The sequence below is a fragment of the Thermogladius sp. 4427co genome (assembly GCF_051933805.1).
Lineage (GTDB): Archaea > Thermoproteota > Thermoprotei_A > Sulfolobales > Desulfurococcaceae > Thermogladius.
The window spans coordinates 103,376-116,466 of record NZ_CP196893.1 but is presented as its reverse complement, the minus strand read 5'-3'; the positions used below and the strand labels follow the sequence as shown (position 1 = coordinate 116,466).

Sequence of the window (13,091 nt, the reverse complement as noted above, 5' to 3'; positions counted from 1 at the left end):
ACTATTCCTCGTAGTCTCTCGAAGCGACTTTGATAGTATACTTTTTCGCTTTTAACGCTTTCACAATATACATGAAAGCAGATTCGGGGTCGGCTTTGTCACCGCACGTGTAAACATCGACGGTTGCAAAAGAGAACTCGGGCCAGGTATGTATTGAAATATGGCTTTCTAAAACAACAGCGAAAACCGTAACACCCGGATCGATCTTCCAGGTTTTAAGGTCTAGTATAGTAAACCTTCCCAGCCTAGCTGCTTCTCTAACGACGTTAGCTAGGTAATCAGGGTCGCTGAGGAGGTCTGGGTCGCAGCCGTATAGTTCGCCGTAGACGTGTTTTCCAACAACCTTCTTGCTTAGGACTTCGATTCTCGCAGCCATCGTAATCACCATTTATTACTCTCCCCCGGGGGCTTATAAAGGTTTACCCCCTCTCCCCCTTACCAGCATTGGGAGGGGAGGGTGTAAGAGTTAATAGGGTATTACCCTGCTAAACACAGTGTTAGAATTAAGAGTTGGAATAGTCTATGTTTTAGACGGTGTACTAACTTGAAACTATTCGGTACAGCAGGTATACGTATGAAGTATCCTACGGAGCTGAATACCGAGCTAGCGCTTAAAATCGGCTTCGCTGTCTCTAGGCTCGGCTTATCTAGGAGGGCATACATAGTCTATGACTCCCGTACCACTAGCCAGTTACTATCCCTCGCTATAGCAGTAGGGTTTATGTCGATGGGGCTTGACACCTATTTGGTAGGTTTGGCTCCAACGCCTATCGCAGGTTATGCTGCTAGAAAGAAGAAATCTATCGGGGTTAGTGTAACAGCTAGCCATAACCCGCCCGAGTATAATGGTTTCAAATTCTACGACCCTGAGGGCTTCGAGTTTACAAGGGAGTTAGAGAAGGAAATAGAGCAGACGGTGGAATCGGTCCCCGAATACGTTGGATGGGATAGGGTGGGGAAGCTTTATACTGAAGAATCTATCGTAGACGAATACATAGAGGATCTCGCGGAGTTTACAAAACCTAGGAAGAGGGTATGGGAGCCGTTTGTCGTAGTAGATTTAGCGAACGGTGCAGCCGGTCACGTAACTCCTATAGTACTAAGGAAGATAGGGGTTAAACCTCTAACAGTAAACGCTAACCCCGACGGCTTCTTCCCGGTGAGAGTCCCTGAGCCTAGGAAGGACGTATTAGACTCCTATATGGGTCTATACTCTGCTGTTAAACCCGCGGTTATACTAGCCCACGACGGGGACGCCGACAGGCTTGCTGTACTCGATACTGAAACAGGCTTCATTAAACAGGATAGGTTGATAGCTTTCTTCATCGACGAACTATGTAGAGGGTTAAGGGGGAAGGTTGTCGTAAGCATTGATACTGGTAGGGTGATCGACGAGATCGCTGATAGACATGGCCTGAGAGTAGAGAGGTATGTCTTAGGCAAGACGCATGAGAAGGTAAAAGCTGAACCAGGTATTGCTCTAGCAGCCGAGCCTTGGAAGCTAATATACCCTGCATGGGGCCCTTGGGTAGACGGGGTCCTGCAGGCAGCGGTGATATCCCGGGTTGTCGTCGAAGAGGGTAAGAGTTTTCCGAAGATATTGGAGGAAAGGGGTATAAGAGAGTACCCGTGGGATAGGCGGAGCTTTAAAATCCACCCGCGTGAGAAAATCGCCTCTATATACCGGGTTGTTGTTGAGAACCTTAGGAATACACTGGGTGAGCCGGCCTCGGAGACAAGTATTGACGGTGTGAGATACGATTACAAAGACGGGTCATGGATCCTTGTGAGAATGAGCGGTACAGAGCCTAAGATACGATTCTATGCGGAATCGTATAGTAGCGAAAAAATTAGAGTGGTAGTTGAAAACATACAACGCGTAGTATCGGATGCGGTTAGTAGAGAAGGAGCGAGGATCGAAGAGGTAACCATCGGTTAGAGGAGGTTTTTTAAATAGTCTATTAACCTGCTCTGCTCCACCTCCGGGTAACCAGGGGTTAGATACGTGTTAAACTCGTTCCTGACAAAAACAGGGTTTTCGACAATCCTCATAGCATCTAGATCGTTCTCGCTATCCCCGAAGTAGGCGATTTCCCTAAGTCCTGCAATACTCTTCAAAATCCTCACACCATACGCTTTACTAGTCTCTGCTAAATATATTTCTAGGAAGGGCCGCTGGTATCTTTGAACGAAAAGCCCTCTAGAAACAGCCTCCGACTCGATTACTTCGACTTCCCACGGTTTTGGCCCGCATCTCCTCCAACCTATACCTATCCCAACGATCTTTCCGAGCAGGGTGGTTTTTTCCTCGACTACTAAGCATCTTTCTTTAAGCAATGCTGTAAACTCTTTGAGAACATGGGAATAGTCTCCGCTCAGGATTTTAACCGGGTGTACAACGTAGTCGCCAACTACGGTCTCTAAGCCATGAACACCTATAAACGCGTCTGCGAAAGGCACTTTCTCTATTAGGAACCTAGTCGACCTTGTCGATGCTACCCCGATGAAATACTTACGGGATAATTTTTTGACTATAGATAAGAGTGTTTTATCGGGTTCATGGGATCCTATAGGGGCTAGTACTCCATCGTAATCGAAGATCAAGCCTATCTCTCTCAATATGCTACACCCAGCTTTAGACAAGGTATACTATTAGTCTCCGAAAGCTCTGTCTCCCGCATCACCTAGGCCTGGGACAATATAGCCTTTCTCGTTGATCTCGGGATCGATCGCTGCTGTGTATACTACCCCATCTACATTATAGGCCTCGATAATCTCTCTCAATCTCTCAATAGCTAGCATTGTAGAAATCGCGCTGACAACAAACACCCTCTTGGGCCTTCCTTTCTCCAGTATTATTTTCAATACCTCTCTAATCGTAGACCCTGTTGCGAGCATTGGGTCTACGATAATCACTGTATCCTCTCTATCGATTCTAGGAAGCCTCACGTACGTTAACTCAATATCGAATGTCTTATCCGGGTACATACCCTTTTCCTCAATCCTACGTGCTGATACAACCCCCTGCCTAGCGTTGTAGAATATTTTTATCAAGCCTTCTGTCATAGGCATACCGGCTCTGAGAACAGTTACTATAACGATCTTATCGAAATCCTTGAATCTAACGCCTCTAGCTTTGACCCCGAGGGGAGTCTCTACCTCTACGGTCTCGAGCTCGAGATCCCTTGTGATCTCAAACCCAATAGCCCTCCCCAGCCTTACAAGGGCTTTCCTGAACTCGACTTGTTTAATATTCTTGTCTCTTAACGTAGTTAATACTACCTGTATATAGGGGTGGTCTAATACCCTTATTTTTAGCAAAGCCCTGTCTAAATTATGAATCGGCGAGAATATAAATCTTCAGGATTGCATAGGTCGAAAACGGTTAAATCTATCGGTGGATAAATAAACTATTGATGGGGCATGCGTGAAGATATTTTCGGGTATGGGGACAACAGGTGTAGGGTTCTATACGAGCAACAGCCCGGTATACCTGTGATGCTTCTCCACGGCTATAGTTTCACAAGTGATGTATGGGGTGATATAGGCCTATTCCCTATGCTAGAAGAGAAGATGATACCTTATATAGCAATAGATATGCCTTACGGTAGGATCTCTAAGTGTATTAAACATACCAGGAGTGTTGAAGAGAATATTGATTTCGCTAGAAGCGCTTTCAAAGCATACTTTGGAAACCTACCTCCTGTTATAGTAGGGGCTAGCCTAGGAGGGTATATGGCTCTGAAATATTCTATGACAAACCCTGCTACAGGACTAGTTCTCATAGCCCCCGTAGGCGTGAGAGAAGTCGTTAAAGCGTTCAAGAATCTAAAGCTGAAGACACTAGTGTTATACGGTAGCAGGGATGATATTGCGGACTTCGAGGAGTTAAAGGAGTTCGCGGATGAAACAGGTTCCGAACTAATAGTGTACGATGGCGCAGGACACGCATTATACTTGGATCAACCGGAGCGGTTCAAGAAGGATCTCCTCGCTTTCTATGAGAGAATAGTTTTTAAGAAGCCTTAGTATATCAAACCCGGATACCTCCCTACTTATATAGAATCGTATCATGGTGCTTGAATTGCCTGGTTATGCTATAATTACGCATACGGATATCGACGGGGTTGCTGGAGGTGGGCTCTACGCATATTACGATAGCGAATGGCCTACGTTAGTTTATTTCACGGAGCCGTATAGGCTTAGCCAGCTTATATCGAGCGAATCCGGTAAGCTGAGAAACGTAGGGAAAATAGTAATCATTGACCTAGGCATAAACCCCGAAACCTACGGGGGCTTGTTGGAGTCTATTAGCCGGTTGGTAAAACACGGTGTTGTTATCGAATGGTTCGACCACCACTTATGGGAGGATAAATGGATGCGTGATATCAGAGGGCTGGGAGTTAGGCTATTCCTAGATACTTCTACATGTGCTACAGGAGTTGTATACAAGTATGCTAGTAGGCGGAACACGGAAAACCCTCTATTCCCCGAGCTCGTCCAAGGAGTTTGCGCTGGAGATCTCTGGCTGTTCGATCACTGGAGAGGAGGCTGGTATCTAAGGCTGATAAAGAGGCGGGATAGCGATTCATGGAGGTTGAAGGTTATGAAAGAAATTTTCAAAGGGAGAATTTGGACGGAGAGTTTCACGAATAGGGTTGAACGGGTTTTCGATGAAGAATTGAAAGCTTACTCGACGATATCACCTGTAGCTATCAGAGAGAAAGGGGGTGTGAGGCTCGTAGCCTCTTACGATAGAGACGAGATCGAGAACAGTTTCCTAGCGGCATTCCTTATGTCTAGGTATAGTGCGCAAGTAGCTGTTATAGTATCTAAGGATGGGAAGGTGAGCCTTAGGAGCCGTGGTATCGACGTTAGACGTATCGCGCTAGAACTAGGTGGAGGAGGACATATGTATGCTAGCGGGTTTAAAATAGAAATCCCATGGAGGGTCAGATTTCTATCTCTATTAGACGATACCGCGGTATTAGATTATGTACTAGGGAAAGTCGTATCCTTACTGTAGTAGAGTAGAAGGATAAAACACCTGCTCCCTAGCAAATAGGGGGTAGGAGGAATATAGAGCCATCGGTATCGGTTATTTCAACAACCAAACCCCTTAAGTAAGCGACTCCGACCAAGGCTGATACCAGGGCGTCTTTCTCATCTTCTGATAGACCACCTGGTACCGTGTAACCCATTCTCCTAGCTAATTCATCTATTGAGGAACACCTACTCGATTTCAACGCGCTCTTAGGATGGGTTTCGAGAACCCTGATACCGTAATTGCTTAGTATACTTGCTAGCCTAAGGGACCTCTCTACTAGCATTCTCATACCCCTCCAACCAGGAGGTAGGACCCTGAACCCTAGTCTTATCATCGCTCTATCAACGTTACGGAAGGATTTGCTATGCGATAACGGCGAGTCTATCACGGCTAGTACGGGTTTAAAACGTGTAATCGTATCAATTATCTCGCTATCGCTATAAGCAAGACCTATGAAATCGACTTTATCGCTTAATACTGCTATACCAGATGGTCTAGAAGGGCTCCCCCTCAGGTCTACACCGCAGGTTTTCACCATTTAACTTTTTCTCCCCTATCGAAATCTATAACCCTAGAGTATTCGCTGAATAGAGCTTCAACCTTTGCCATCCACTCTTCGATCCCAGCTGGCCCCCTCGGGTATTCGTCGCGGTATAGGCTCATAACCTTATTCATATAGTTTCTAACAATCCTCAGCTCGTTCAATAGCGATGGCCTGCCTAATAGTTTAATCATAGTGCTCACCGCGCTCACAACCCTATCCGCAAGACTGCCTTTAACGCCTATCTCGTATACAGCGCTCCCATCTACTAGTCTATTCCTTATAATCCACTCGAAGTCTTCATTAGACAGTTTCTGCAGGTACATTCTCAACACGTCTAAACCCGCTTGCTTAACCCCGTATGCCTCGAGGTATTTGAGATTAACCTCCCACATATTCTCTGTCGTCGGCTCCCCTTCTTCTAAAACCCGTGAGAGGTGGGTGCTCATAATATTCGCTGCTTCAAGTGTAGAGCCTATGCCTCCCCCGTGGACGGGGTTAACAGTGTATGCTGCGTCACCCACGGTTCCAACATTACTCCAGACCAGTGTAGGCATGGGCCTCCTAGTCGGGACAATACCTCCCCCAGCGTGGACTAGCCTGCCTTTGAACCTCCCCCTAAGGTATTTCTCATAGTTATGCCTAGGATTGTATACGCCGTTGTTTATTACTCCTAGGCCAACGTTGACAACTGTCCCACTACTATTTTTCGGGAACATCCACCAGTAGCCGCCGGGTGCAACCACCTGGTTTAAATATATTACAGCATACGGGATATCCTCGCTGTCGATACTGTCTTCCAAATCTACTACTTCACGGTAGGCTATGTTGAAATCTGTTGTTAGAGGGCGTTCGGATATAGGCCATTCAGGCGGTAGCTTCGAGCGTAGAGCCGGCTTAGCACCGCTAGCGTCGATATAGAACCTCGCTCTAACCTCTACTACCCCTCCCCCTATCTTCTTAACCCTCACGCTGTCTACTCTCCCATCTCTTACTTCAACGCCTACGAGGAAGTGTTCGTCTAGTAATTCAACCCCGTGGTCTAACGCGTTTTTCAAGAGCCACTGGCCTAACTTTACCCTGTTAACGCTGATACCCTCTCCTGGCACGATAATCTCGTGTTTCTCGCTAGGGCTCTTAATCTTAACACCTCTATATCTATGGTCTACGATATCATCCGGTAGGCTGAGACCTATGTGCTCGAGGTGGTGTAAGCCGATAGCATCCCCGCAGGTCTTATCGCCGATCCTACTCCTAGACTTGCTCTCTATCAGCGCTACCCTGAATCCTCTCTCAGCTAGCACTAGCGAGGAATATAACCCTCCTACTCCAGCACCTATAACGGCTACGTCGAACATGCCTAGCCCTCGGGACGGTTTATTGCCCTGGGATAAAATAAGTATTAGGGGAGTATTTTCAGGAGCATTCCTTCGACAGTCACCATAGAATACCTTGAGGCAAGGTTGATCGCTTCCTCCAACCTGTTCTCGCTATTACTGTATATCGTGAAGAGAGGGTCTCCTTTGTTAACCCTGTAACCGACTTTAGCGTGGAATAACACTCCTGCACCTTTATCAAACGGGGCTCCCGCAGCTCTAGCAACCATTGTAACAGCCGCGTTATCGATATATGTTACTGCGCCTTCGAGCGGGGATTTAAACGTGTAACTATACCTGCCAAGCGGGACCTCGTCCGGTTTTATATTCGGGTTCCCTCCCTGGGCTTCAACGATCTCTCTGAATTTCTCATAGGCTTTCCCGCTCGTGAATATTTCTCTAGCGTACGCCTCCCCCTGGCCGAATGGGATTTTCCCGCTTAATTCCATTACGAGACCCGCTATTAGGACGGCTTTATCCACGAGGCTCCTAGACCCTTTCTTGTTTATCAGGGTCTCAAGAGCTTCTCTAGCTTCTAGAGCCGGCCCAACGCTCATCCCTATTGGCTGGCCGCCAAATGTTATAGCCACCCTGATCCTCATACCGAGTTTAGCAGCCTGCCTTATGAATAACCCCGCTAGCTGGTCGGCCTGGTTGGAGTCCTCTATTTTAGCCTTCTTACCCACAGGGATGTCTATTACAAGTGATTCAACGCTCATAGCAAGCTTCTTACTGAGAATACTCGCAACCATCTGATGCCACGGGTCTATCGACAGCTTTCTCTCGACGTTAACGAAGATATCGTCAGCTGGTGCCAGATTTAGTTTCCCACCCCATACAAGGGCCCCTCTGGTTTTCTTCGCGATCTCTTTTATCTCATCTGCTGTAAAATCTACTCTCGCGAGAACTTCCATGGTATCAGCTGTCCCAGCAGGGCTTGTAATAGCCCTGCTACTAGTCTTCGGTATCAAGAGGCCGAACGAAGCTACTATTGGGACAGCTATTAAAGCAACCTTGCTATTCCCGGGAACCCCTCCAATACTATGCTCGTCGAAAACATGCTCGTCGAAGGATATTTTCACACCGGTTTCAACCATAGCTTTTATAAGGCTTACCAACTCGTCCTCATCTAGGACATAGTATTGCTGGCTCAATAGGAACGCAGCTATCTCGGCTTCATCGTAGGCTCCGTTAACCACGTCTCTGATCAGAGAGTACATCTCATTGTAGCTAAGCCTCTCTCCTCTTATCCTCTTGAGTAGATAGGGATAGGATGGGGGTAGTCCAGCCGGTTTAATAACTATGCGAGAACCTGTTTTAAGATAGAGTTTCTCGGCGAGCTCTAAGGATGCTAACGCCTTCCCTCTACCTACCATTGTTTTAGACACTGAGACCGTAGCATAAACCGACCTATTGTCAGAGCTGACAATGATCTTCGAGAAAGGAGTTAAGCCTAGTAAGGATGCGTCTTCTTCGTTAATGATAACAAATGGTTTGCCTGTTGAAACATTAAGGACTTCTACTTCAAAATCCTTCGGGGGCGCTGCTAGAGGCATTATTAGACCCCGTTCAAACAGGGATAGTGATTAATTGTATAAAGGGTTTAAAAACCTACTTAGAGCATACCTGGTTAAGTCCACTATTCTACTCCTTCAATATCTATAGTCCCATCTCGCATTAAGTAGACTCTAATCTTCTTCTTCAACCTAGGGTATCCGGCATTCGCTTTAAACCTGATCATCCCGAAGATATAGTCGAAATTAGCCCTGATCTTAATCCCCAACTTGTCTGCCTCGTTCAGGATTATACCTGGTATATCAACCAGCTTAACACCTTCATCAATCAACACTATTTTAGCGGCTGCGATCTCTCTGAAAACCTTTAGCGTCTCCTCAGCCTTTCTTATCTTTTCCCATGCCCTCTTCTCAGCGAGGGCTACAGCCGCCCTAGACATCCCTAGAGCGTAAGCTACCTCCGCTTGTGTCAGCCCTTTCATCCGTAGTTTCAAAACCTTGTATTGTTTCTCAGTCAAAAAACCGTATTTACTCGTAGAATCCACCCTTACACTTTAATTACCGGATAAGTCTCTTTATAGGAAATATTTTTAAATTATTCCTTTTTAAAAAGACCGTGGTGATACCATGTTGGAATGGAGTTAAGGGCTAGTCAAAAAATTGAATATATACCCTCCTCCTGGTATAACATAGTCCCAGACCTACCCGAGAAAATACCCCCTTACATCCTGCCAGACGGTACTATTGTTAGGAAAGAAATGCTCGAAATAATATTCCCGAAACAACTCGTAGAGCAGGAATTCAGCGAGGAGAGGTTTATAAAAATACCCGATGAATTGATCGAGCTATACCAGCAGGTTGGGAGGCCTACACCCCTTATAAGGGCTAGGAACCTCGAGAGATACCTAGGGACGAGCGCGAGGATATACTTTAAATATGAAGGAGTCCTCCCAGCGGGATCCCATAAATTCAATACGGCAATAGCCCAGGCATTCTTTAACAAACTCGAAGGGGTCAAGAGGCTGAGTACTGAGACAGGGGCAGGCCAGTGGGGTAGCGCTCTAGCTCTAGCAGGCGCTTTGACAGGCGTTAAGATCAGAGTATTCATGGTTAGAGCAAGCTACGACCAGAAGCCCTATAGGAGGGTACTAATGGAGACGTATGGTGCGGAAGTATATCCGAGCCCGTCTAATATTACAAATGTTGGGCGTAAGATCCTGAGCGAGAACCCATCGCACCCCGGTTCCCTAGGTATAGCTATCTCGGAAGCTATAGAAGACGTATTAAATAGTAATGGGGAGGCGAAGTATAGCCTGGGTAGCGTATTAAACCATGTCCTGCTACACCAGACGATCATAGGGCTCGAAGCCATAAGGCAATTAGAGGAACTAGGTGTTGGTATCGAAGAAGTCAAGTATGTCATCGGGGCTGTAGGAGGCGGTAGCAACTACGCTGGCATCTCATACCCGTTTATAAGATACAGGCTCTCGGGGAAAACTGAGACAAGGTTTATCGCGGTAGAGCCTAGAGCAGTACCATCTATGACGAAAGGAGAGTATAGGTACGATTACGGCGATACAGCCGGGCTTACACCACTCCTGAAAATGTATACCCTGGGCAAAGACTTCGTTCCCCCGCCGATACATGCAGGAGGCCTACGGTACCATGGGCTAGCACCATCCCTAAGCGTGCTCGTTAAGCATAATATTGTGGAACCAGTAGCGTACGGGCAGAGAGAGGTGTTCGAAGCCGGAGTACTCTTCGCGAGAACCCAGGGGATTGTACCGGCGCCTGAGAGCGCTCACGCTGTAAAAGCTGTTATAGATATTGCTTTAAAATATAAGGGTTCGGAAGAGAAGCCTGTTATACTATTCAATCTAAGCGGTCACGGCCTACTAGATTTGAAAGGATACGAGGAATTCCTGAATAATACACTACCTGATACATAGCTTTTTAAATAAGGGAAATTTACTATCTTATTGGGATTTCCTTGTTTAAAACATGGAAGATTTACACTCTTGAACGGGAACTAGGCTGGTTCGAGATATTCCTGTGGGTAGTAGCCAATCCTATAGCATCCGGTTTTATAATCTTCACGATTCAAATGCTGGGTTCGCCCGGGTTCTACGGCGGGTCTAATACGCTAGCATACCTCTTATCCAGTTTACTATACGTACCTATAGTACTAGCCTTCATGTATATCTCGCTGAATATCCAGAAACCTGCTTCACCATACGTTTTGATCTCGAGGGTTATATCTCCTGTAGTAGGCTACCTAGCTATGTGGTATTATATAGTAGCCAGCGGCGGCCTACTGAGCATGGGCTTCCTAGTCTATTACGGTATTAGGGCTCTAGGCGCTAACATACTCTACGCTGGGCTTGTAAACAATGACGAAGCCCTTGTAAACACTGGGATAGTGCTGAACCAGCCTATTGTAGAATTATATCTAGGGGTATTGGTAATAGTACTCCTGTTCTTCCTATCTACTGTAAGCACCAGGAGCCTGAAGTGGGTTCTAGCATCCATGGTTATACCGCCTCTGATAGCCACCATTGTCTTCACAGTACTGTTCTACCTAGCAGATACTTCACAACTTTACTCTAACCTAGCTCTAGCTCTAGGCACAGATCCTATCAGTATTGAGAGACTGGCTTTGTCCGGAGGAGGAGGCATAAACCCTCTCCAGCGGACAACGCTTCTGGCCGGCTCTCTCTCAATGATGGTTGCTACACTATGGGCTTATATGGGTATTGAATCAGCTAGCTTCGTAGCGGGAGAGGTTAGAGACCCTGTTAAATCGTATTCTAGAGGGTATACGCTCGGCTACTTGACCGTGGTACTCTTATACCTGCTAGTCCCCTACATTGTCGAATCAAAGCTAGGCGTAGACCTCGTAGCATCCTACAGCTACCTATACTATAACTACCAGGAGGTACTCACAAGGTACCTGGGGGGCCGGCCCCTAATTCCGCCTACGCTCTTTGTATTCCTATCTCTGATATCAAGGGATAAGATAGTTTCTGCTATAGCCGGTGTTACAGCATTCCTATGGTTCTTGAACACAGCTTATACTACCTGGCTTGCGGCGGTAAGAATACTGTACGCTTTATCAACCGATAAACTAGCCTCGGCTAGCCTAGCTCGTGTCACAGGTTTCAGAGGTATACCTATCGTAGCAAACAACGTGGTCTTCCTATTCGGATTAATAGGTTTACTACTCGGCTACGCTTCTATAACAGGGCTCCTACCGTTAATCGCTTTATTGAAGCTATTCAATTTCGGTTATAGTATCCTAGTATGGCTTGTTGGAGTATCCCTAGCCGTCCTACCATGGTTGAAAAAAGACTTGTTTGAGAGTATGCCTTTTAAGATGAAGGGTTTAGAGACGGTTGTGGGAGTACTCTGTTTCGCAGCAGGATGGTTTATGCTACTATACTCTGGTATAGGTATCACGCTTGGAGAGGTAATAGTGAACACGCTGATAGGAGTGTTGGGCTTCGCGATTCTAGTAGCAACTCTGAAACGGGGGGGGGTAGGGGCGTGAATTACAGTGATATATTTAGTAGGAAGTTCTAGCACAGTGTAGAAAGGTTGGTAATACGGTCTTAAAGATTTAATCGAAGGCAGTAATATACAGGAATGGGGCTAGGAGATGTCTCTAGGATTCAAAGTGGTACCCGTCAAGATACCTGAGGGAGCGAATATAATAATAGGTAGGAGCCATTTTATTAAGACTGTTGAAGACATCTACGAGGCTCTAGTAACTTCTGTTCCCGGGATAAAGTTTGGTATTGCTTTTAACGAGGCGAGCGGTAAGAGACTGGTAAGGTATGATGGTAACGATGAAGAACTGGTTAAAGCCGCTGTAGAAGCAGCTCTATCTATAGGGGCCGGCCATATATTTGTTCTATTCATAAGGAATGCGTATCCAATCAATATTCTCAACCAGTTGAAGAATGTACACGAGATCGTATCGATATACGTTGCTACAGGGAACCCGGTTCAAGTAATAGTAGCTGAAACAGACCAGGGTAGGGCTATAATAGGTGTCGTAGACGGTTACTCGCCTCTGGGTGTGGAAGGTAGCGAGGATAAAAAAGAAAGGTATGATTTCCTCAGGAGGATCGGGTATAAAAAATAGTATGCTTTTACCCTATCCCATCCATGTTTTTCGAAGGAGAAAGGCTTCTATAACATTCTTTTTCCTCTACCCAACTCGCTTGGATAAACTAGGACGCTATAGACATCGTGGCTCCGGCTAGTATTCTACGTAGGAATCTTTCAGAACTCTTACTACCTCAGCTATAGCTATACCGTCTCCTACTCTAGTAATCTTTGCCTGAACCCTAGAGCCTAGGCTAGCGTTTTTCACTATAACCTTAATGTTTTTATAAACCGCTATACCATTCCCCTTATCGTCTACTCCGCTGATATCTAGGGTTACTACAGAACCTGTTTGAATAGTATCTTCCCTAGGCTTCTGTATCTGGGGGTATACGCTGAATCTCTGTATGTCGCTAGTGTATGGTGTCCAAGAGTGTTTCCTATTTTTATGCTTATCCACTAAATACCCCTTCAACCATATGTTGCACGCTGTTTAATCTATAAGG

Annotated in this window: 14 protein-coding genes; 6 read left to right on the top strand and 8 right to left on the bottom strand. The window is 46.1% G+C overall.

Annotation, left to right across the window (positions count from 1 at the left end; genetic code table 11):
• Position 1: 1 nt before the first annotated feature.
• Positions 2-376: an adenosylmethionine decarboxylase gene (gene speD, locus ACSU1N_RS00635; RefSeq protein ID WP_440059699.1), complete on the bottom strand. Its 375-nt coding sequence runs from the start codon at positions 374-376 to the stop codon at positions 2-4.
• A gap of 168 nt (positions 377-544) precedes the next feature.
• Between speD and ACSU1N_RS00630 the strand changes: the two genes are divergently transcribed.
• Entirely contained in the window at positions 545-1,939 is a 1,395-nt protein-coding gene (locus ACSU1N_RS00630) for a phosphoglucomutase (protein WP_440059698.1), read from the top strand.
• On the opposite strand, the gene ACSU1N_RS00625 is transcribed toward ACSU1N_RS00630, so the two are convergent.
• Both ACSU1N_RS00625 and upp read right to left on the bottom strand, forming a co-directional pair.
• A complete protein-coding gene (locus ACSU1N_RS00625) occupies positions 1,936-2,619 on the bottom strand; it encodes an HAD hydrolase family protein (RefSeq protein ID WP_440059697.1) in 684 nt (227 codons plus the stop codon). The genes ACSU1N_RS00630 and ACSU1N_RS00625 overlap by 4 nt on opposite strands.
• Before the next feature lie 33 nt (positions 2,620-2,652).
• Entirely contained in the window at positions 2,653-3,321 is a 669-nt protein-coding gene (gene upp / locus ACSU1N_RS00620; RefSeq protein WP_440059696.1) for a uracil phosphoribosyltransferase, read from the bottom strand.
• Positions 3,322-3,423: 102 nt separating this feature from the next.
• On the opposite strand from upp, the gene ACSU1N_RS00615 reads away from it, so the two are divergent.
• Both ACSU1N_RS00615 and ACSU1N_RS00610 read left to right on the top strand, forming a co-directional pair.
• A complete protein-coding gene (locus ACSU1N_RS00615; RefSeq protein ID WP_440059695.1) occupies positions 3,424-4,029 on the top strand; it encodes an alpha/beta fold hydrolase in 606 nt (201 codons plus the stop codon).
• A gap of 46 nt (positions 4,030-4,075) precedes the next feature.
• Complete coding sequence (locus tag ACSU1N_RS00610) at positions 4,076-5,026, top strand: DHH family phosphoesterase (protein ID WP_440060312.1); 951 nt, start codon at positions 4,076-4,078, stop codon at positions 5,024-5,026.
• 28 nt (positions 5,027-5,054) lie between these two features.
• Here the strand turns inward: ACSU1N_RS00610 and ACSU1N_RS00605 are convergent, their stop codons facing one another.
• The 4 genes from ACSU1N_RS00605 to ACSU1N_RS00590 all read right to left on the bottom strand — a co-directional run bounded on the left by ACSU1N_RS00605 (position 5,055) and on the right by ACSU1N_RS00590 (position 9,023).
• Entirely contained in the window at positions 5,055-5,585 is a 531-nt protein-coding gene (locus ACSU1N_RS00605; RefSeq protein ID WP_440059694.1) for a DUF429 domain-containing protein, read from the bottom strand.
• The gene (locus tag ACSU1N_RS00600; RefSeq protein ID WP_440059693.1) at positions 5,579-6,946 is read right to left on the bottom strand and encodes a geranylgeranyl reductase family protein; all 1,368 of its coding nucleotides are present in this window, start codon (positions 6,944-6,946) and stop codon (positions 5,579-5,581) included. The genes ACSU1N_RS00605 and ACSU1N_RS00600 overlap by 7 nt, the downstream gene beginning before the upstream one ends.
• A 44-nt stretch (positions 6,947-6,990) precedes the next feature.
• Complete coding sequence (locus ACSU1N_RS00595) at positions 6,991-8,520, bottom strand: AMP phosphorylase (RefSeq protein WP_440059692.1); 1,530 nt, start codon at positions 8,518-8,520, stop codon at positions 6,991-6,993.
• Positions 8,521-8,603: 83 nt separating this feature from the next.
• Complete coding sequence (locus ACSU1N_RS00590) at positions 8,604-9,023, bottom strand: Tfx family DNA-binding protein (RefSeq protein WP_440059691.1); 420 nt, start codon at positions 9,021-9,023, stop codon at positions 8,604-8,606.
• 90 nt (positions 9,024-9,113) lie between these two features.
• Here ACSU1N_RS00590 and ACSU1N_RS00585 point away from each other — a divergent pair, with 90 nt between their 5' ends.
• From ACSU1N_RS00585 to ACSU1N_RS00575, 3 genes are all read left to right on the top strand, one after another.
• Positions 9,114-10,427: a TrpB-like pyridoxal phosphate-dependent enzyme gene (locus ACSU1N_RS00585; RefSeq protein WP_440059690.1), complete on the top strand. Its 1,314-nt coding sequence runs from the start codon at positions 9,114-9,116 to the stop codon at positions 10,425-10,427.
• Between the two features lie 41 nt (positions 10,428-10,468).
• Positions 10,469-12,025 carry a hypothetical protein gene (locus ACSU1N_RS00580; RefSeq protein WP_440059689.1) on the top strand — a complete coding sequence of 519 codons (1,557 nt, stop codon included), beginning with the start codon at positions 10,469-10,471 and terminating at the stop codon, positions 12,023-12,025.
• 108 nt (positions 12,026-12,133) lie between these two features.
• The gene (locus ACSU1N_RS00575) at positions 12,134-12,622 is read left to right on the top strand and encodes an adenosine-specific kinase (protein WP_440059688.1); all 489 of its coding nucleotides are present in this window, start codon (positions 12,134-12,136) and stop codon (positions 12,620-12,622) included.
• Between the two features lie 117 nt (positions 12,623-12,739).
• On the opposite strand, the gene ACSU1N_RS00570 is transcribed toward ACSU1N_RS00575, so the two are convergent.
• Entirely contained in the window at positions 12,740-13,045 is a 306-nt protein-coding gene (locus ACSU1N_RS00570; protein WP_440059687.1) for a TRAM domain-containing protein, read from the bottom strand.
• Positions 13,046-13,091 lie beyond the last annotated feature (46 nt).

Coding starts and splice junctions, on each gene's coding strand:
- ACSU1N_RS00575 (WP_440059688.1), top strand. CDS start 12,134: ATGTCTCTAGGATTCAAAGTGGTACCCGTCAAGATACCTGAGGGAGCG.
- ACSU1N_RS00600 (WP_440059693.1), bottom strand. CDS start 6,946: ATGTTCGACGTAGCCGTTATAGGTGCTGGAGTAGGAGGGTTATATTCC.
- ACSU1N_RS00605 (WP_440059694.1), bottom strand. CDS start 5,585: ATGGTGAAAACCTGCGGTGTAGACCTGAGGGGGAGCCCTTCTAGACCA.
- ACSU1N_RS00595 (WP_440059692.1), bottom strand. CDS start 8,520: ATGCCTCTAGCAGCGCCCCCGAAGGATTTTGAAGTAGAAGTCCTTAAT.
- ACSU1N_RS00585 (WP_440059690.1), top strand. CDS start 9,114: ATGGAGTTAAGGGCTAGTCAAAAAATTGAATATATACCCTCCTCCTGG.
- speD (WP_440059699.1), bottom strand. CDS start 376: ATGGCTGCGAGAATCGAAGTCCTAAGCAAGAAGGTTGTTGGAAAACAC.
- ACSU1N_RS00615 (WP_440059695.1), top strand. CDS start 3,424: ATGCGTGAAGATATTTTCGGGTATGGGGACAACAGGTGTAGGGTTCTA.